The sequence below is a fragment of the Streptomyces sp. NBC_01237 genome (assembly GCF_035917275.1).
Taxonomy (GTDB): Bacteria; Actinomycetota; Actinomycetes; order Streptomycetales; family Streptomycetaceae; genus Streptomyces.
Genome location: NZ_CP108508.1, coordinates 7,451,837 through 7,470,638 on the forward strand (window position 1 = coordinate 7,451,837; position 18,802 = coordinate 7,470,638).

General features: G+C 69.9%; 16 protein-coding genes. 6 read left to right on the top strand and 10 right to left on the bottom strand.

Annotation, left to right across the window (positions count from 1 at the left end; all coding sequences use genetic code 11):
• The first annotated feature begins 425 nt into the window (after positions 1–425).
• The 6 genes from OG251_RS33085 to OG251_RS33115 all read left to right on the top strand — a co-directional run bounded on the left by OG251_RS33085 (position 426) and on the right by OG251_RS33115 (position 6,771).
• On the top strand, positions 426–1,223 hold the full coding sequence (locus OG251_RS33085; RefSeq protein WP_326680541.1) for an ABC transporter ATP-binding protein: 798 nt from the start codon (positions 426–428) through the stop codon (positions 1,221–1,223).
• The gene (locus tag OG251_RS33090) at positions 1,211–2,032 is read left to right on the top strand and encodes an ABC transporter ATP-binding protein (protein ID WP_442818392.1); all 822 of its coding nucleotides are present in this window, start codon (positions 1,211–1,213) and stop codon (positions 2,030–2,032) included. The genes OG251_RS33085 and OG251_RS33090 overlap by 13 nt, the downstream gene beginning before the upstream one ends.
• Positions 2,029–2,919, top strand: a complete 891-nt coding sequence (locus OG251_RS33095; protein WP_073722837.1) for a branched-chain amino acid ABC transporter permease — start codon at positions 2,029–2,031, stop codon at positions 2,917–2,919. Before OG251_RS33090 ends, OG251_RS33095 begins: the two co-directional genes overlap by 4 nt.
• Before the next feature lie 70 nt (positions 2,920–2,989).
• Positions 2,990–4,084: a branched-chain amino acid ABC transporter permease gene (locus tag OG251_RS33100; RefSeq protein WP_326681502.1), complete on the top strand. Its 1,095-nt coding sequence runs from the start codon at positions 2,990–2,992 to the stop codon at positions 4,082–4,084.
• Positions 4,081–5,334, top strand: coding sequence for an ABC transporter substrate-binding protein (locus OG251_RS33105; RefSeq protein ID WP_326680543.1), 1,254 nt, complete (start codon positions 4,081–4,083; stop codon positions 5,332–5,334). The genes OG251_RS33100 and OG251_RS33105 overlap by 4 nt, the downstream gene beginning before the upstream one ends.
• A 663-nt stretch (positions 5,335–5,997) precedes the next feature.
• Complete coding sequence (locus tag OG251_RS33115) at positions 5,998–6,771, top strand: PIG-L deacetylase family protein (RefSeq protein ID WP_326680544.1); 774 nt, start codon at positions 5,998–6,000, stop codon at positions 6,769–6,771.
• Positions 6,772–6,860: 89 nt separating this feature from the next.
• Here the strand turns inward: OG251_RS33115 and pssA are convergent, their stop codons facing one another.
• The 10 genes from pssA to OG251_RS33165 form a co-directional block, all read right to left on the bottom strand.
• Complete coding sequence (gene pssA, locus OG251_RS33120; RefSeq protein WP_385888139.1) at positions 6,861–7,724, bottom strand: CDP-diacylglycerol--serine O-phosphatidyltransferase; 864 nt, start codon at positions 7,722–7,724, stop codon at positions 6,861–6,863.
• On the bottom strand, positions 7,711–8,358 hold the full coding sequence (locus OG251_RS33125; RefSeq protein ID WP_326680546.1) for a phosphatidylserine decarboxylase: 648 nt from the start codon (positions 8,356–8,358) through the stop codon (positions 7,711–7,713). The genes pssA and OG251_RS33125 overlap by 14 nt, the downstream gene beginning before the upstream one ends.
• A gap of 180 nt (positions 8,359–8,538) precedes the next feature.
• On the bottom strand, positions 8,539–9,744 hold the full coding sequence (locus OG251_RS33130; protein WP_073722825.1) for an acyl-CoA dehydrogenase family protein: 1,206 nt from the start codon (positions 9,742–9,744) through the stop codon (positions 8,539–8,541).
• A gap of 27 nt (positions 9,745–9,771) precedes the next feature.
• Positions 9,772–10,275, bottom strand: coding sequence for a MaoC family dehydratase (locus OG251_RS33135; protein ID WP_326680547.1), 504 nt, complete (start codon positions 10,273–10,275; stop codon positions 9,772–9,774).
• Between the two features lie 2 nt (positions 10,276–10,277).
• On the bottom strand, positions 10,278–11,252 hold the full coding sequence (locus OG251_RS33140) for an HpcH/HpaI aldolase/citrate lyase family protein (RefSeq protein ID WP_073722821.1): 975 nt from the start codon (positions 11,250–11,252) through the stop codon (positions 10,278–10,280).
• Positions 11,249–13,261: a protein meaA gene (locus OG251_RS33145; protein ID WP_326680548.1), complete on the bottom strand. Its 2,013-nt coding sequence runs from the start codon at positions 13,259–13,261 to the stop codon at positions 11,249–11,251. The genes OG251_RS33140 and OG251_RS33145 overlap by 4 nt, the downstream gene beginning before the upstream one ends.
• A 9-nt stretch (positions 13,262–13,270) precedes the next feature.
• Complete coding sequence (gene ccrA / locus OG251_RS33150) at positions 13,271–14,644, bottom strand: crotonyl-CoA carboxylase/reductase (RefSeq protein WP_326680549.1); 1,374 nt, start codon at positions 14,642–14,644, stop codon at positions 13,271–13,273.
• A 357-nt stretch (positions 14,645–15,001) separates the two neighbouring features.
• Positions 15,002–15,799, bottom strand: coding sequence for a GNAT family N-acetyltransferase (locus tag OG251_RS33155; RefSeq protein ID WP_326680550.1), 798 nt, complete (start codon positions 15,797–15,799; stop codon positions 15,002–15,004).
• 122 nt (positions 15,800–15,921) lie between these two features.
• On the bottom strand, positions 15,922–16,740 hold the full coding sequence (locus OG251_RS33160) for a TetR family transcriptional regulator (protein WP_073722813.1): 819 nt from the start codon (positions 16,738–16,740) through the stop codon (positions 15,922–15,924).
• A 91-nt stretch (positions 16,741–16,831) separates the two neighbouring features.
• Positions 16,832–18,613, bottom strand: a complete 1,782-nt coding sequence (locus tag OG251_RS33165; protein WP_326680551.1) for a 3-hydroxyacyl-CoA dehydrogenase family protein — start codon at positions 18,611–18,613, stop codon at positions 16,832–16,834.
• Positions 18,614–18,802: the final 189 nt, after the last annotated feature.

The window sequence follows — 18,802 nt, forward strand, 5'->3', positions numbered from 1 at the left end:
TGCCACCGGCGGTAGCGGGCACCAGCCCGTGTCACCGCCCTCTGTGCGCGTGCACAACGACGCCCTTCGCTCGCTGGTCACCCGCATCGAGTCGGTCCCGCGCCGTGGACGCCCGGCCCGCCCGGTGCTGGTCTGTGGCACCACACGACGCACACAACGGCGACGCGACACCTGACATGGCACAGCGCATCGCGCACCACACACAGCGCACCCACGACGCGACACGTGACATGGCACCGCACGACGCACACCCCGCAACGCGACACGTGACATGGCACCGCGCACGAGCACAACGCGAGCACGAGCACCGCGCACGAACATCACGCCAGCACGAGCACCAGCAGCACCAACACCAGCACGACGCGACACAAGCACCACAGCACTCGAACACGACACGACACGACAAGGCGGAAGGAGGAGGACGCATGGCAACGCTAGAGATCCGCGCGCTGTCCGTGGGCTACGGCCCGGTACGGGCCCTGCGCGATGTCTCCGTCGACGTGCCGGCCGGCGCGATCACCGCCGTACTCGGTGGCAACGGCGCCGGCAAGACCACACTGCTGCGGGCCGTATCGCGGACCCTCGGCTTCCACCGCGGAACGGGCACGGGCACCATCCGCTTCGACGGCCGGCCCCTGGACGGGCTGCGGCCCGCCCAGGTGGTGGCCGCGGGAGTGGTCCAGGTGCCGGAAGGGCGACAGGTGTTCGCCCGGATGACGGTGGCCGACAATCTGCGGGCGGGCGCACTGGGGGCCCGCGGCGGGCGCAAGGACGTGACCGCCGCGCTGGCCCGCGTACACGAACTGTTCCCGGTGCTCGCCCAACGCGCGCACCAGCGGGCCGGGCTGCTCTCCGGCGGCGAGCAGCAGATGCTGGCGATGGGGCGGGCGCTGATGGCCGGGCCCCGGCTGCTCCTGCTGGACGAGCCGTCCCTCGGCCTCGCCCCGCTGATGGCGGCCAGGATCGCCGAGACCATCCAGGAGATCAACGCGGCCGGCACCTCCGTCATGCTCGTCGAGCAGAACGCGTCCATCGCCCTGCGGCTCGCCTCGACCGCGTACGTCCTGGACGTCGGCGAGGTCGCCCTGTCCGGACCGGCCGACGAACTCGCGGCGTCCGACGAGGTGCGCCGCCGCTATCTCGGCGTCGTGGACGAGACGGCCGCCGAGGACGCCGACCCGGCGGGCCGGTCCGCGCGCACCCTGAGCAGGTGGTCCGCGTGAGGACCGCACCTTCCGCCACCCCGGCGGCCACCGCGGCACCGGCCCCCACCGCGCTCACCGTCCGCGACGTGACCGTGCGCTTCGCCGGGCTCACCGCCCTCGACGGCGTCTCGTTCACCGTGGAACCGGGCAGTGTGCACGCCGTCATCGGCCCCAACGGCGCGGGCAAGTCCACCTGCTTCAACGTGCTTTCCGGCGTCTACCGGGCCACCTCGGGCAGCGTCCACCTGGGCACCACCGAGCTGACCGGCCTCCCGCCGCACCGGATCGCCGGACTCGGCGTCGCGCGCACCTTCCAGAACCTGGCGCTGCCACCGCACGCCACGGTCGCCGACAGCCTGCTGCTCGGCCGCCACCGCCTCACCCGCTCCGGGTTCCTCGCCACCGGTCTGCGACTGCCGTCCGCCGCCCGTGAGGAGCGACGCCATCTGGACCGGGTCCGTGAGATCGCCGAATTCATCGGTCTGGAGAAGGAGTTGGAGCGTCCCGCCGGGGCGCTGCCGTACGGACAGCAGAAGCTCGTCGAGTTCGGCCGCGCCCTGTGCATGGAGCCACAGGTGCTGCTGCTGGACGAACCCATCGCCGGGATGACCGCCGACGAACGGCGCCGTACCGCGGCCGTCGTGGCGAATGTGCGCGACAGCCTCGGCATCTCGATCGTGCTGGTCGAGCACGACATGGGGGTGGTGATGCGGCTCGCGGACGCGGTGACCGTACTCGACTTCGGACGCAGGATCGCGGGCGGTACACCCGCCGAGGTCCAGAACGACCCGGCCGTCGTCCAGGCCTACTTGGGGGCACCGGAATGACCACGTTCATCGAACTCCTCCTCGGCGGGCTGTCGATCGGTTCGGTCTACGCGCTGATCGCGCTCGGCTTCGTCGTGATCTTCAAGGCCACCGAGGTCGTCAACTTCGCCCATGCCTCCCTCCTGCTGGCGGGCGGCTACGTCACCGCGGTCCTCCACGACGACATCGGCTTCTGGCCCGCGCTGGGCGTCGGTATCGCGGGTGCCGCGGTCGTCGGCGCCGCGATCGAGTTCTTCGTGATGCGCCGCTACCGGGGCAGCGACCACAGCGTCCTGGCCATCGTCACCATCGGCGTCGACATCCTGCTGACCACCGAACTCACCCGCCGCATGGGCACGGACGTACTGGCGCTCGGCGACCCGTGGGGCGACGAGGTCGTCACCGTCGGCGGGGTCACCCTCGCCCAGACCCGCATCGCCGCGTTCGTCGCGGCCGGGCTGCTCATCACGGTGTTCCTGCTCGCCTTCCGCTACACCTCATGGGGTGTGTCGATGCGGGCCGCCGCCGAGAACCCGCAGACCGCGGCGCTGATGGGGATCAAGCTCGGCCGGGTCTCGCTCGCCGCGTGGGCGGTCGCCGGAGCCCTCGCCGCCGTCGCCGCGCTCTTCCTCACCGTGTTCCCGACCCCCGGCCTCGAACGGGCCACCTCGCTCGCCGCGCTCAAGGCGTTCCCCGCCGCGATCCTCGGCGGCCTCGACTCCACGACGGGGGCACTCGCCGGCGGACTCATCGTCGGTGTCACCGAGTCGCTCGCCACCGGCTACCAGAGCGATCTCTCCTTCCTCGGCCGGGGCATCGGCGATCTCGCGCCCTACCTGGTGATGGTGATCGTGCTGCTCATCCGGCCCGCGGGACTCTTCGGTACGAAGGAGCTCGCCCGTGTCTGACGCCACCACCGGTCCCAGCACCGAACCCACCACCGAACCCACCACCGGTCCCAGCACCGCGACGTCCGTCCTGCCCGCGGCCGAGGCCACGAACGGGACCGCGGGAACCTTCGCCGACCGGCTGCGCCGCCCCCGTACGTACCTCCTGCTCATCGGTTCGGTCCTGCTGCTGGCCTTCCCGTTCTACCTGGACCGCTTCTGGCTCCAGGCCGGGCTCTTCGCGATGGCCGCCGCGATCGGGGCCATCGGCATCAACCTCCTCACCGGAGCCACGGGCCAGCTCTCCATGGGCCACGCCTTCTTCCTCGCCGTGGGCGCGTACAGCTACTGCATCCTGGCGGGGGAGAGCGGCACCGAGAACGGGCACGCGCTCAGCGGTCTCGGTCTGCCGACCTGGCTCGCGGCGATCCTCGCCGTGCTGCTCGCGGGAGCCGCGGGCGGGGTCTTCAGCCCCATCGCGGGGCGGCTGCGCGGCGCGTACCTCGGTATCGCCACCCTCGCGCTGATCTTCATCGGCCAGCATGTGCTGTTCAACGCGGGCTCGCTCACCGGCGGCTTCAACGGCCGCGCCGTACCGCCGCTCTCGGTGTTCGGGTTCACCTTCGACGACAGTGAGCTCGTCATCGCCGCCGTACCGTTCCAGTCCGCCGAGAAGCTCTGGTACGTGGCCCTGCTCGCGCTGCTCGTCAGTGGCCTGTTCGCCCGCGGAGTGCTGCGCGGCAGGCCGGGCCGGGCCATGAACGCCATCCGGGACCACCGGATCGCCGCAGGCGTGATGGGCGTGCCGGTGGCCCGCTACCGGGCCGGGGTGTTCGTCCTGTCCTCGATGTACGCGGGCCTGGCGGGCGTCCTGCTCGCCCTGCTCTTCCAGCGGACCGTGCCCGAGTACTTCGGCATGATCCTGTCGCTCGAATACCTCGCCATGATCGTCATCGGCGGGCTCGGCAGCGTCGCGGGGGCGGTCGTCGGCGCGGCCTTCGTCTCCCTGCTCCCGCAGGTGCTCACTCACTACAGCGACTCCCTCCCGCTGGTCTCCGCCCCCGGTACGGGCGGACTCGCACCGGGTGAGGCGTCCCGCTACCTGTACGGCGCCGCGGTGGTCGCGGTGGTCCTGTTCCTGCCCGGCGGCATCGCGCGTCTGAAGAAATCTGGGGAGAAGAAATGAAACTGAGAGCACTCACGGCCGTGGTCGCGGCCCTCACCGTCACCCTCGTGGGATGCAGCGGGAAGGCCACCGAGGGGGACGGCAACGAGAAGGACAAGAGCGGGGTCAAGACCGGTGAGGGGGTCACCTCCTCGAAGATCTCCCTCGGCGCCCTGACCGACATGACCGGGGTGTACGCCTCGCTGGGCAAGAGCGTCACCCAGGCCCAGCAGCTGTGGGTGAAGGAGACCAACGCCGCGGGCGGCATCTGTGACCGGAAGATCGAACTGACCGTCCGTGACCACGGCTACGACCCGCAGAAGGCCATCGCCGCCTACACCGAACTGGAGCCGGAGGTACTGGGCTTCACCCAGTTCATCGGCTCCCCGTTCGTCGCCGCCGTCGAACAGCGCATCGACGGCCAGGACAAGGGGCTCGTCCTGCCGCAGGCCTGGTCGGCGAGTCTGCTCGGCTCGAAGTACGTACGGGTCATCGGCGCCACGTACGACATCGAGACGATCAACCTGCTCGACTATCTGCTGACCGAGAAGCGCATCGCCAAGGGCGACAGGATCGGCCATGTCTACTTCGAGGGCGACTACGGCGAGAACGCCCTGGCCGGCGCGAAGCACGCGGCGAAGGAACTGGGCCTCGGCGTGTTCGAGCAGAAGATCAAGCCGACCGACAACGACATGACCGCCCAGGTCGCCGCGCTCAAGCAGGCCGGTGTGAAGGCGGTCGTCGTGAGCGCGGGCCCGCGCCAGGCCGCCTCGCTCGTCGGTGTGGCGGCCGCCACCGGGTTCGACGTACCGGTCGTCGGCAACAACTCGGCCTTCGCACCGCAGCTGTTGAAGACCCAGGCGGGTCCCGCCCTGCTCAAGGACTACTACGTGGCGGCCTCCACCCTGCCGATCGGTGACCCGGGCGCCGGCCCGTCGAAGCTCGCCAAGGACTACGCGGCCCAGTACCCGAAGGACGGGCTCGACAACGGCGTCGTCGCCGGATACACGGCGGCGTCCGTCTACGGCGAGGCGCTGAAGAAGGCGTGCGAGTCCAAGGACCTCACCCGCGCGGGAATCGACAAGGCGCTGCTCACGATCAAGGGGTACGGGGCGGACTTCGGGATGTCGCACGACTTCTCGGACCCGGCGGCACCCTCCACCCGGCAGAGCGTCATCATGAAGCCCGACGCCGGGACTCCCGGCGGCCTGAAGGTGATCCGTCCGGCCGCGGTGGCCCCGGCCGCCGAGTCGTTCACGTCGAAGCCGTGACCGGCCGGTCCGTCGTATCGCAGCCGTGACGCGCTGGGTCCTCCAGGTCGAAGCGGTCACCCACGTCGAAGCGGTCACCCACGTCGAAGCGGTCACCCCTGACGTACTGACCCCCTGACGCGCTGAACCCGCCCCGGCCCTGCTCCGATCCGATCGGGCGCCGAAGGACCCAGCCCATGACGAACGCCCGAACGGGCCCGGCCGACCCCGGCCGGACCCGTTCGGGCGTCCTCGTGCCACCGGGACCAGGGCGAGTCCTGGAGCGCTGTCTCCGAGCGTGAACTGGAGCCACCGGGGGAGCACCGCGACGATGCCGAACTCGCCGAGACCGATGAACAGAGTGGCGATGCCGCCGTTGTGGGACGAGGCGACGGAGAACAGCCGGACGTCCATCAGCGCCCGATCGAAGGACTCATGACGTGCGCCGCGGCCGACCGAGGCTCTCGGGCCGACGCGTCGGAGCGGTGCGGCGGGTCGGGGCGGTGCGACGCGTCGGGCCGGTGTGACGCGTCGAGGGAGTTGCGTCCCCGGGGCAATGCGTCGGCCGTTTGGTCTGGACCTCATCGCGGTTGTGATGGTTAGCTCCATTTCGACCGGGCCCGTGTCCGGCCGACCGGGCCCTTCGCGCCCACCACCCCTGCCGCAGCACTTCCGGAGCACCACATGTCCTCCCTGCCCATATCCGAACCACCCCCCTGGCGCACCGTCATCCTCTCGCCGCACTTCGACGACGCCGTGCTGTCCCTGGCCGGACTGCTGCCCGAACTGCCGGGCCCCACCGCCGTCGTCACCGTCCACGGCGGAGCCCCGGACGCCGGCGTCCCGGCCTCCGGATGGGACGACCTCGGCGGCTTCTCCACCGGCGCGGAGGCCCACCGGGTCCGCCGGGCCGAGGACGCGCGGGCCTGCGCGCTGCTCGGCGTCGAGCAGGTGACGATCGACCATCCCGACGGCCCGTACGTCGAGGGCGGCCTCCAGCCCACCGCGCTGGACACCCTGCTGAGGAGCCTCGCCCCCGGCACCCGGGTCCTCACCCCGCTCGGCACCAACCAGCGCGACCACCGGGCCGTACGGCTGCGCGCCATGCGCGTCCTCGCCGAGACGGGAGCCCCCGCACCCTGGGTGTACGCCGACCTGCCGTACACCGGGCACCTGCCCGAGTGGGACACCGCGCAGGCGTGCGAGGCCCTGGCGGAGAGCGAGGCGTACGGCCTCGCGTACCAGGAGCTGCGGCGCGACCACCGTCTCACCGTCCGGCACGAACTGCGGCTGGACGACGACCGCTGGGCGGCGAAGCGGGAGGCGGTCCTGTGCCACGCCTCGCAGCTCGCCGCGCTCGTCCCCGGCCATGGCGACTTCCTGGTCCGGAACGGCCCGCTGCGCACCGAGCGGATCTGGAGCCTGGAACCCCTCGCCACCGCCGACACCTCCCGGTAGCGAGCACACAGGCGTACGGCGGACACACGTATGAGGGCCCGGATGCTGGGGAGCATCCGGGCCCTCATACGTGTGCCTGTGTCCTCTGGCTACGGGAGCTGTGCCGCCCGTGCCTCGCGCCGGTTGTCGCGGAACGTGTTCACGCGCCGTGCCGTCGCGAAGAGCGGGATCACCGCACCCAGCACGACCTGGAGCGCGCAGCCGGTCTGGAGGAGCAGCTGACCGCCGGGGGCGTCGAAGGCCCAAGCGGCGAGCAGTCCCATCGCGGCCACGATCCAGCTGAGCATCGCCACCGCGAGAACGCCCCGCGGCTTGGGGTACTCGACCCGGCTCACCATCAGCCACGCCACACCGATGATCGCGAGGAGCGTCGGTACGAAGGGCAGCTCCAGGAGCACGATCGAGACGACCGTCAGCGCTCCGAAGGGGCTCGGCATGCCCTGGAACATGCCGTCCTTCAGCGTCACGCAGGAGAATCTCGCCAGCCTGAGCACCACCGCCAGCAGCACCACGATCGCCGCCAGTGCCGATACCCGCTGGTAGGCGTCGTCCGCGACCATTCCGTACACGAGCACGAAGTAGGCCGGGGCGAGCCCGAAGCTGATCAGGTCCGACAGGTTGTCCAGCTCGGCGCCCATGGGGGAGGAGCGCAGCTTGCGTGCCACGAGCCCGTCGAACAGGTCGAAGACCGCCGCCATGAGCATGAGGATGACCGCGGTGGCCGCCGAGTGCCGGGCCATACCGGACTCGTCGCTGCCCGTGAGGTGCGGGATGAGGATGCCCGTGGTGGTGAAGTACACCGCCATGAATCCGCACGTGGCGTTACCGAGGGTGAGGGTGTCCGCTATCGACAGCCGCATCGAGAGCGGCATGTCCTCCGTGCCGTCGGAGTCGCTCTCCTCGGCGCTCTGCGGCACCCAGCCTGTCTGTGTCTCTGGATCAATCACGGTCAATTCGAGTCACCCCCGCGGTGGTGGCCTGGCCGACCTCGACCGCGACATCGATACCTTCCGGAAGGTAGATGTCGACGCGCGAGCCGAAGCGGATCAGACCGATGCGCTCGCCCTGCTCCACCTTCGTACCCTGCGGGAGGTACGGCACGATACGACGGGCGACCGCTCCGGCGATCTGCACCATCTCGATGTCGCCGAGCTCGGTGTCGAAGTGCCAGACAACGCGCTCGTTGTTCTCGCTCTCCTTGTTGAACGCCGGAACGAAGCCGCCGGGAATGTGCTCGACGGACGTCACGGTGCCGGCCAGCGGCGCCCGGTTGACGTGGACATTCAGAGGGCTCATGAAGATCGCGACGCGGGTGCGCCCGTCCTTCCACGGCATGATGCTCTGCACCACACCGTCGGCCGGAGAGATGACCCGGCCCTCGGTGATCTCGCGCTCGGGGTCACGGAAGAACCAGAGCATGCCCGCCGCGAGCGCGGTGGTGGGCACGGCCACTGCTGCCCAGCGCCCGGACTTGCGGGCCCGGGCGAGGCTGAGAGCGGCGGTGGCGACGGTCGGCAGGAGCCACGGCGATGCTCCGCGTGCGATGCGGACCCCACCGCGTGATGCGGAGGTATGGCTGTCGGGCATGAATGACCTTCGTAGCGGATGATGCCGCGCTGGCAACGGGGGACGGCGGCTTTCCGGCGATGCTATCGGTTGCGAGCCGCAACTGGGCAAGCCAGCAGCCGAGTCGGACAGCTCAGAGGCACCGGCCGAGGATGACAGGGTGTGATGTTCTTCGCGACTAAATCACCTCGAAAGGGACAATCAACCCTGAAGTCGGTACTCCTCCAGGAGGCGGCGACCAATGATCATTTTCTGGATCTCGGCGGTACCTTCGCCGATCAGCAGCATCGGCGCCTCGCGGTAGAGGCGCTCGATCTCGTACTCCTTGGAGAAGCCGTAACCGCCGTGGATGCGGAAGGCGTCCTCGACGACTTCCTTGCAGTACTCGGAGGCGAGGTACTTCGCCATCCCTGCCTCCAGGTCGTTTCGTTCCCCGGAGTCCTTTTTGCGGGCCGCGTTTACCATCATTGCATGGGCGGCCTCGACCTTGGTGGCCATTTCGGCCAATTTAAACTGGATCGCCTGGTGCTGAGCGATGGGCTTTCCGAAGGTATGGCGCTGCTGGGCGTACGAAACACCCAGCTCGAATGCACGCTGTGCGACGCCGCAGCCACGCGCCGCCACATTTACCCGGCCGACCTCGACCCCGTCCATCATTTGGTAAAACCCCCGGCCGGTGGTGCCCCCCAGCACACGATTGGCCGGAATACGTAGCCCGTCCATGATCAGCTCGGTCGTGTCGACGCCCTTGTAGCCCATCTTGTCGATCTTCCCGGGGATGGTGAGGCCCGGACGGACCTCACCGAAGCCCGCCTCCTTCTCCACCAGGAAGGTCGTCATCGACTTGTGGGGCGCCGTCCCCTCGGGGTGTCCTTCGTCACTCCGGCACAGCACGGCCACCAGATTCGACGTGCCGCCGTTCGTGAGCCACATCTTCTGGCCGTTCAGGACGTACTCGTCGCCGTCCTTGACGCCCTTGGACGTGATGGCGGAAACGTCCGAGCCGAGCGCCGGCTCGGACATCGAGAACGCGCCCCGCACCTCGCCCAGCGCCATCCGCGGCAGGAACGTGTCCTTCTGCTCCTGTGTGCCGTGCTGCTTGAGCATGTACGCCACGATGAAATGGGTGTTGATGATTCCCGACACACTCATCCAGCCGCGGGCGATTTCCTCCACGCACAGCGCATAGGTGAGAAGCGACTCACCCAGCCCCCCGTACTCCTCGGGAATCATCAGCCCGAACAGGCCGAGTTCCTTGAGCCCCTCGACGATCTCGGTGGGGTACTCGTCGCGGTGCTCCAGCCGGGTCGCGACCGGAATGATCTCCTTGTCGACGAAATCCCGGACCGTGGCGAGGATTTCCTGCTGGATGTCGTTCAGACCGGCGGTCTGGGCGAGTCGCGTCATGGCTGCTTCTCCTGTGGCTTCACACGGCTAGTTGGAAGGCGTCGGGCGGCCGGGCTGCTCGCCGCCGCGCTCCTTGATGTACGTCTCGGTGGGAACCATCACCTTGCGGCGGAACACGCAGACCACAGTGCCGTCCTGCTTGTATCCCCTGGTCTCCACGTACACGATTCCGCGGTCCGGGCGGGACTTCGACGGGGTCTTGTCCAGGACCGTGGTCTCGCCGTAGAGCGTGTCGCCGTGGAAGGTCGGCGCGATGTGCTTGAGCGATTCGACCTCCAGGTTGGCGATGGCCTTTCCGGAGACGTCCGGCACCGACATACCGAGCAGCAGCGAGTAGATGTAGTTGCCGACGACGACGTTCTTCCCGAAATCGGTCGTGTTCTCGGCGTAGTTGCTGTCCATGTGCAGCGGATGGTGATTCATGGTCAGCAGGCAGAAGAGGTGGTCGTCGTATTCCGTGACCGTCTTTCCGGGCCAGTGCTTGTAGACGGCACCGACCTCGAACTCCTCAAAAGTGCGTCCGAACTGCATGATCAGGCCTCCGGCGCTTCGAACGTCGAGGTGCGCGGCATACCGGCCGCACGGCCCTTGCCCGCGATGACGAGCGCCATCTTGCGGCTGGCCTCGTCGATCATCTCGTCGCCGAGCATCGCCGAGCCCTTCTTGCCGCCGGCCTCGGAGGTGTACCAGTCGTAGGCGTCCAGGATCAGTTCGGCGTGGTCGTAGTCCTCCTGCGAGGGCGAGAACACCTCGTTGGCCGCGTCGACCTGGCCGGGGTGCAGTACCCACTTGCCGTCGAAGCCGAGAGCGGCGGCACGGCCCGCGACCTCGCGGTAGGCGTCCACGTCGCGGATCTGGAGGAAGGGGCCGTCGATCGCCTGGAGGTCGTGGGTACGGGCGGCCATCAGGATGCGCATCAGGATGTAGTGGTAGGCGTCCGCGCCGTAGCCGGGCGGCTGCTGGCCCACCACCAGGGTCTTCATGTTGATCGAGGCCATGAAGTCGGCCGGGCCGAAGATCAGTGTCTCCAGCCGGGGCGAGGCCGCGGCGATGTCGTCGATGTTCACCAGGCCCTTGGCGTTCTCGATCTGCGCCTCGATGCCGATCCGGCCGACCTCGAAGCCCATCGTCTTCTCGATCTGGGTCAGCAGGAGGTCCAGGGCCACGACCTGCTGGGCGTCCTGGACCTTCGGCAGCATGATGCAGTCGAGGTTCGGCCCGGCGCCCTCGACGACCGTGATGACGTCGCGGTACGTCCAGTGCGTCGTCCAGTCGTTGACCCGCACGACCCGGGTCTTGCCCGTCCAGTCACCCTTGTTGAGCGCGTCGACGATGTGGTGGCGGGCGCCCTCCTTGGCGAGCGGCGCGCAGGCGTCCTCCAGGTCCAGGAAGACCTGGTCGGCCGGGAGGCCCTGGGCCTTCTCCAGGAAGCGCGGGTTCGAGCCCGGCACGGCGAGACAGGAACGGCGCGGACGCAGACGGTTCACGGGCGTCGTGGGCGTGGTCATGCGGGGACCTCCAGAGGGTCGAGCTTGTTCGCTTTCCGGATCTCGTCGACGATACGGCCGATGATCTCCGTGATGCCGAAGTCCTTCGGGGTGAAGACGGCGGCGACACCGGCGCTGATCAGGGCGGCGGCGTCGGCGGGCGGAATGATGCCTCCCGCGATCACCGGGATGTCGGTCGCGCCGGCCTCGCGCAGCCGGTGGAGCACATCCGGAACCAGCTCGGCGTGCGAACCGGACAGGATGGACAGGCCGACGCAGTGCACGTCCTCGGCCAGGGCGGCGTCGACGATCTGCTCGGGGGTCAGCCTGATCCCCTGGTAGACCACTTCGAACCCGGCGTCACGGGCCCGTACGGCGATCTGTTCGGCGCCGTTGGAGTGCCCGTCCAGCCCCGGCTTGCCGACCAGCAGCCGCAGCCGCCCCACGCCGAGGTCGCCCGCAGTGCGGGTGACCTTCTCCCGGACGAGGGCGAGCGGGGTGCCCGCCTCGGCGGTGACGGCGACCGGCGCGGACGAGACACCCGTCGGTGCCCGGAACTCGCCGAAGACGTCCCGCAGCGCCCAGGACCACTCGCCGGTCGTGACCCCCGCGCGGGCGCACTCCACGGTCGCTTCCATCATGTTCGCGGTGCCCGCCGCGGCCTTCTTCAGCGCGGCGAGCGCCTCGGTGGCGCGGGCCTCGTCCCGGTTGTCGCGCCACTGGTGCAGGGCGGCGACGACACGGGCCTCGTTCGCAGGGTCCACCGTCATGATCGCGCCGTCCAGGTCGGCGGTGAGCGGGTTGGGTTCGGTCGTCTCGTAGATGTTGACCCCGACGATCTTCTCCTCGCCGCCCTCGATCCGGGCCCGCCGCGCGGCGTGCGAGGAGACCAGCTCGGACTTGAGGTAGCCGGACTCGACGGCGGCCATCGCGCCGCCCATCCGCTGGATCCGGTCGATCTCCGCGAGCGACTCGGTGACCAGCGAGTCCACCTTGGCCTCGATGACATGCGAACCGGCGAAGATGTCCTCGTACTCCAGCAGGTCGCTCTCATGGGCCAGGACCTGCTGGATGCGGAGCGACCACTGCTGGTCCCAGGGGCGCGGGAGCCCCAGCGCCTCGTTCCAGGCCGGCAGCTGGACGGCGCGGGCGCGGGCGTCCTTGGAGAGGGTGACGGCCAGCATCTCCAGGACGATGCGCTGGACGTTGTTCTCCGGCTGTGCCTCGGTCAGGCCGAGGGAGTTGACCTGGACGCCGTAGCGGAAGCGGCGCTGCCGGGGATCGGCGATGCCGTACCGCTCGCGGGTGACACGGTCCCAGATGCGGCCGAAGGCGCGCATCTTGCACATCTCCTCGATGAAGCGGACACCCGCGTTCACGAAGAAGGAGATGCGCGCGACGACGTCGCCGAACTTCTCCTCGGGCACCTGTCCGGAGTCGCGCACCGCGTCCAGCACCGCGATGGCGGTCGACATCGCGTAGGCGATCTCCTGGACGGGAGTGGCTCCCGCCTCCTGGAGGTGGTAGCTGCAGATGTTGATCGGGTTCCACTTGGGGATGCGGCCGACCGTGTAGGTGATCATGTCGGTGGTCAGCCGCAGCGAGGGACCCGGCGGGAAGACATGGGTCCCGCGCGAGAGGTACTCCTTCACGATGTCGTTCTGCGTGGTGCCCTGGAGCTTGTCGGGGTCCGCGCCCTGCTCCTCCGCGACCACCTGATAGAGCGCCAGCAGCCACATCGCGGTCGCGTTGATGGTCATCGACGTGTTCATCTGCTCCAGCGGGATGTCCTGGAACAGCCGTCGCATGTCGCCGAGGTGGGAGACGGGCACACCGACCCGGCCCACCTCGCCCCGGGCGAGGATGTGATCGGGGTCGTAGCCGGTCTGTGTCGGCAGGTCGAAGGCGACCGACAGACCCGTCTGGCCCTTGGCGAGGTTGCGCCGGTACAGCTCGTTGGACGCCTCGGCGGTCGAGTGACCGGCGTACGTCCGCATGAGCCAGGGCCTGTCCTTGTGACGCTCAGTCATCGGAGAACCTCAGACGTTCCGGCTGGATCGGACGGTCCGCTCCGCGGGAGCGTCCCGGAACAGGTTGATGGCGTCGATGTGCCGCTCGCGCAGCTCCTCGTCCCGCACGCCCAGACCCTCGCGGGGTGCCAGCGCGAGGACGCCGACCTTGCCCTGGTGGAGATTGCGGTGGACGTCGTGGGCGGCCTGGCCGGTCTGCTCCAGGGTGTAGACCTTGGAGAGCGTGGGGTGGATCTTCCCCTTGGCGACCAGCCGGTTGGCCTCCCACGCCTCGCGGTAGTTGGCGAAGTGCGAGCCCACGATCCGCTTCAGCGACATCCACAGATAGCGGTTGTCGTACTCGTGGTTGTAGCCCGAGGTCGAGGCGCAGGTGACGATCGTGCCTCCCTTGCGGGTCACGTAGACCGAGGCGCCGAACGTCTCGCGGCCCGGGTGTTCGAAGACGATGTCCACGTCCTCGCCGCCGGTCAGCTCGCGGATGCGCTTGCCGAACCGCTTCCACTCGCGCGGGTCCTGGTGGTGCTCGTCCTTCCAGAACCGGTAGTCCTCGGCGCTGCGGTCGATGATGGCGGTCGCGCCCATCCGTCGGCAGATGTCCGCCTTCTGGTCGCTGGAGACGACACAGACCGGATTGGCGCCGCCGGCCAGCGCGAACTGCGTCGCGTAGGAGCCGAGGCCGCCGCTGGCACCCCAGATCAGCACATTGTCGCCCTGCTTCATGCCCGCGCCGTTGCGCGAGACGAGCTGGCGGTACGCGGTGGAGTTGACCAGGCCGGGAGCCGCGGCCTCCTCCCAACTGAGGTGCTGCGGCTTGGGCATCAGCTGGTTGGACTTGACGAGGGCGATCTCCGCGAGACCGCCGAAGTTGGTCTCGAAGCCCCAGATGCGCTGCTCGGGGTCGAGCATCGTGTCGTTGTGGCCGTCCGAGGACTCCAGCTCGACCGAGAGGCAGTGCGCGACGACCTCGTCGCCCGGCTTCCAGGCGTTGACGCCGGGGCCGGTGCGCAGGACGACGCCCGCCAGGTCGGAGCCGATGACGTGGTACGGGAGGTCATGGCGCTTGGTGAGCTCACTGAGCTTTCCGTACCGCTCCAGGAAGCCGAAGGTGGACATCGGCTCGAAGATGGAGGTCCAGACGGAGTTGTAGTTCACCGAGCTGGCCATGACGGCGACCAGCGCCTCGCCGGGGCCCAGTTCGGGCACCGGGACCTCGTCCAGGTGCAGCGACTTGCGGGGGTCCTTGTCGCGGGTGGCGAGCCCGGCGAACATGTCCGTCTCGTCCTTGTGCACGGTCACCGCGCGGTACGACTCGGGGATGGACAGGGCCGCGAAGTCCGCGGCGGTGCTGTCCTGCGATTGGATCGCGTCCAGGATTTCCTTCACGGTGTTGCCTCCGGCAAAGCTGGCGTCGAGGGAACGCTTGAGAGGTCCCTGCGGGCAGGGGGAGCGGTGCGGTGTGGAGGTGCTGCCGTCGGTTCGGCGGGTGGTGCTTCGGCTTGCTCTGTGGAGCAGAAGGGTGCCTGTGACGCAGGCGTCCGGGCGCGCCGACACGTGGTTGGCGGGGACAGCCGGCGTGCGTGAGGTCCCAGCACGCCGGCCGCCCGGACACCTTCAACGTATGGCACTCCGTGACACCTGACAAGGCACCGAGTGCCAACAATTTCTCTCACTTGTCATCTGATGGGCACGCATGAGCAATACGATGGGCGTTCCGGGCCGTTCTGTCCTGCTGCCGGGTGGTTACGGCGCCACGCGGTACACGTACGGCGTCGTGGTGCCCACGGTGAGGAAGCCGAGCCGGCGCAGGATCGGTGCGGACCGGTCGGTGGCGTCGGCCTGGAGGTAGCGGTAGCCGCGCTCGGCGGCGATACGGGTGCGGAAGGCGACCAGGGCCCGGTAGACGCCCCTGCCGCGCCACGGGGCGACCGTCCCACCGCCCCAGAGCCCCGCGAAGCCCGTGCCGGGGTACAGCTCCATCCGGGCCGAGCTCACCGGCTCGTCGCCCGCCATGGCCAGCACCCCGACGAAGCCGTCCGGGTCCTGCGCCAGTCGGGCCGCCACCTGCCGGCGCAGCCCCGGACAGTCCGAGCCGAACGCCCGCTCATGGGCTTTCGCCATCAGCTCCACGTCCGCGGCGTCGGTCACCCTGCGCAGCGAGATGCCCTCGGGCGGTTCGACGGCGGTGGGCAGCGACTCGACCGGCGCGATCAGCAAGGTCTCCGGCGGCTCCGCGACGAAACCGGCCGCCCGCAGCCGCCGGCCCAGATCGGCGGGCCGGTCGTGCGCGTACAGCTTCCACTCGAACTCGTCGTGACCGAGCCCCGTGTAGTACGCCACCTGCGCGGCGACGGCCGCGTCCGCCCCCTCGGCGTCCAGCTCCCGGGCGGACCAGACGACGCCGTTCCAGTCGTGTGCGGCACCGACCTGGCGGACGACCGGGCCGTCGCGTTCGACCCGTACACCGGGGCCGTCGGGGCGGGCGTACTCCCGCATCTCACGGTCGAACAGGGCCAGCAGGGTGGCGCGGTCGGAATCCATCCGCCCAGCTCAGCACCGGGGGCGGGACCCGGCAACCAGGTTTCGGCGGGCGGTGGGCGGGCTGCCGCCGGCCGGTGGGCGGGGGACACCGGCCGGCCGGAGCCGCGGCACCGGCCGGTGGCTCAGCGCTCCTTGCTGAGCGCCTGCTGGATCGTGCGCATGACCTCGTCGAGCGGTGCGTCGGTCCGCGCCACGGCGACCAGCACCTCGCCCTCGGCCGCCACCGTCGCGGCGGGCGCCTTCGCGGGCTCGGTCCCGGCGATCCGCCCGGCTCCGATACCCGTCCCGAACGTCTCGCGGACGATCGAGAACGCGTGGTCGAGCTGGGCCTCCACATCGCCCTGGCCGCCCGCCCGCAGCCAGCGGCGCAGCACATGGTTGTGCGCGGTGACCACGGCGGACGCGGCCACCTCGGCCAGCAGCGGGTCGTCATTGCCCACGTGATGGTCGCGCTCGTCGAAGTGGCCCAGCAGATAGCGGGTGAACAGCCGCTCGTAGCGGGCGACCGACGCGATCTCGGCCTCCCGCAGGGTGGGTACCTCACGGGTCAGTTTGTAACGGGCCACGGAGACGGCGGGCTTGGCCGCGTACATCTTCATGACTTCCTTGATGCCGCGGCACACGGTGTCGAGCGGGTGCTCGTGCGCGGGGGCCGCGTTGAGGACGGCCTCGGCCCTGACGAGGGTGTCGTCGTGGTCGGGGAAGATCGCCTCTTCCTTGGAACGGAAGTGCCGGAAGAAGGTCCGCCGTGCGACCCCCGCGGCGCCCGCGATCTCGTCGACGGTCGTCGCCTCGTACCCCTTCGTGGCGAAGAGTTCCATCGCCGCGGCGGCCAGTTCGCGGCGCATTTTGAGCCGTTGGGCGGCGGCGCGCGTGCCTGCGGCACTTTCCGGGGCGTCGGGCGCGGCGGAGGCACGGGGTGACTTGGCGGGCTGGGACATGGTGTGAACGTACTGCATCCGTGCTGGAGAGCGCGCCTGCGGGGGCGGGCCGCCCGAAGGTCCCAGCAGCCCGCCCCACTCGGCTCCCGGCTCAGCGACGGGCATATTCGCGGAAGCCGCGCCCCGTCTTGCGGCCCAGGCAGCCCGCGGCGACCAGATGCTCCAGGAGCGGCGCAGGGGCCAGGCCCGGGTCACGGAACTCGCTGTGCAGGACCTTCTCGATGGCGAGCGAGACATCGAGGCCGACGACGTCCAGCAGTTCGAAGGGGCCCATCGGGTAACCGCCGCCCAGCTTCATGGCGGCATCGATGTCGTCGAGGGTCGCGTAGTGCTCCTCGACCATCTTGATCGCGTTGTTGAGATACGGGAACAGCAGCGCGTTCACGATGAATCCGGCCCGGTCCCCGCAGTCCACCGGGTGCTTGCGGACCTTCGCGCACACCTCGCGGACCGTGGCGTGCACCTCGTCGGCGGTCAGCACCGTACGGACCACCTCGACGAGCTTCATCGCGGGCGCCGGGTTGAAGAAGTGCATCCCGACGACGTCCTCGGGCCGTGCGGTCGCGCGGGCGATCGCGACGACGGGCAGCGACGAGGTCGTGGTGGCCAGCACCGCGCCCGGCCTGCACACCTTGTCCAGGGTCGCGAAGAGCTGCCGCTTGACCTCCAGGTCCTCGGCGACCGCCTCGACCGCGAGGTCCACGTCCGCGAACGCGTCCAGCGAACCCGCCGCGGTGATCCGGGCCAGCGCCCCGTCCCGTGCCTCGGCGGTCAGCCGTCCCTTGGCGACCGAGCGCTCCAGCGACGCGGCGATCCGGCCCTTCGCCGTGTCGGCCTTCTCCTGGCCGCGGGCCGCCAGCACCACGTCGTAGCCGGCCTTGGCGAAGACCTCGGCGATGCCCGAAGCCATCGTCCCGGAGCCCGCGACCCCCACCGAACGCACCGGGCGCCCGGCCGTGCCCCCCGCGCCGGCCGCCGGTGTCAGCGCGTCCGGCACCACCGTCTGGCCGCCCGGGGCCTCGTACGTGTAGAAGCCGCGGCCCGCCTTGCGGCCGGTCAGGCCCGCCTGGCTGAGCTGGCCCAGCACCGGTGCCGGGGCGTGCAGCCGGTCGTGCGAGGCGGAGTACATGGCCTCCAGGACCGTACGGGCGGTGTCGATGCCGATCAGGTCGAGCAGGGCGAGGGGGCCCATCGGCAGCCCGCAGCCCAGCTTCATCGCCGCGTCGATGTCCTCACGGGAGGCGTAGTTCGCCTCGTACATCGCGGCGGCCTGGTTGAGGTAGCCGAACAGCAGGCCGTCCGCGACGAAGCCGGGCCGGTCGCCGACCGCGACCGGCTCCTTGCCCAGCTCGCGGGCGAGCCGGGTGACGGTCTCGACGGCGGGCGGCGCGGTCAGCACCGAGGACACGACCTCGACCAGCTTCATCGCGGGCGCCGGGTTGAAGAAGTGCAGGCCCAGAACCCGCTCGGGGTGCTGCGACTCGGCGGCCAGCCGGGTCACCGACAGGGCGTTGGTGCCCGTGGCGAGAATCGCGGTGGGGGAGACGACCGCGTCGAGATCCCGGAACACCTGCTGCTTGAGCTCGTACGTCTCCGGCACGACCTCGATGACGAGCTCCGCCTCCGCGGCGGCCCGGAGGTCGGAGAAGGTGCGGAACCGGGAGAGGATGCCGTCCCGCTCCCGCTCGGTGATCCGCTCGCGCCGCACGGCGCGGGCGGTGGAGGCTTCGAGGGAGGCGACGGCCCGGCGGGCGGCCGCCTCGTCGGTGTCGATACCGATGACCTCGCGGCCCGCACGGGCCAGGACCTCGGCGATGCCGGTGCCCATGGTGCCGAGGCCGACGACGGCAATGGTGCTGAGCGGGGTGTCCATCACGGGACTCCAGGGTGAGTGACGACTGTGAGGAGCACGGCGCGCCGGGAAGGATCGACCGGCGTACGGCGTGCGGAAGGTGCGTGTCGTGGTGCACAGGGCCCGGACACGCGAGGGGCGCCCGGACCGGGAAGGGGCGACGGACTCTGTCCCGGAGTCACGTCTCACAAAGCTGCCGAACCGACAAGC